Genomic DNA, 667 nt, shown 5'->3' on the forward strand with positions numbered 1-667 from the left:
AGCCTGTTTTTCGATTTTGAAGCGGCCAACCACATGACCCGGGGCAGCGTTGAAAGCCTGCAACTGGCCGGCACCTTCTCCACCTACCCCAATCCGCACATCACCGTGCTCCAGGCCTTCTTCGTCGAAACGGTCATTGCCGCCATCCTGCTGTGCCTTATCCTGGCGCTGACCGACGACGGCAACGGCATTCCCCGCGGGCCGCTGGCGCCGCTGCTGATAGGCCTGCTTATCGCGGTGATCGGCGCCTCAATGGGTCCGCTGACCGGGTTCGCCCTCAACCCGGCCCGTGATTTCGGTCCCAAGGTCTTTGCCTACCTGGCCGGCTGGGGTACGGTCGCCTTTACCGGCGGACATGAAATCCCTTACTTCCTGGTGCCGCTAATAGCGCCGGTGGTGGGCGCCTGCCTGGGCGCTTATGGCTACCGGGCGCTTATCGGCGTTTATCTGCCTTCGGCGGTAACCGAAGATGGTCTCGAAGAGACGCGACGGGCTGGCTCCGAACACAAGGCCTAAGCCTAAGCCCACGACAAACGATAACCTCATAGGAAAACATCATGCCATCTGAACAGAAATACATCGTTGCCCTCGACCAGGGCACCACCAGTTCCCGGGCCATTATTCTGGACCATGATGCCAATATCGTCAGCGTCTCGCAGCGCGAGTT

The 667-nt window shown here is 60.4% G+C and carries 2 protein-coding genes; both read left to right on the forward strand.

Going from position 1 to position 667, the window contains the following annotated elements; genetic code table 11:
* A partial coding sequence (locus FCN80_RS26250; protein ID WP_170975551.1) for an MIP/aquaporin family protein occupies window positions 1-516 on the forward strand: 516 nt, incomplete at its 5' end.
* A 41-nt stretch (window positions 517-557) separates the two neighbouring features.
* A partial coding sequence (locus tag FCN80_RS26255; RefSeq protein WP_170975550.1) for an FGGY family carbohydrate kinase occupies window positions 558-667 on the forward strand: 110 nt, incomplete at its 3' end.

The sequence above is a fragment of the Martelella alba genome, assembly GCF_005217455.1.
GTDB lineage: Bacteria > Pseudomonadota > Gammaproteobacteria > Enterobacterales > Enterobacteriaceae > Acerihabitans.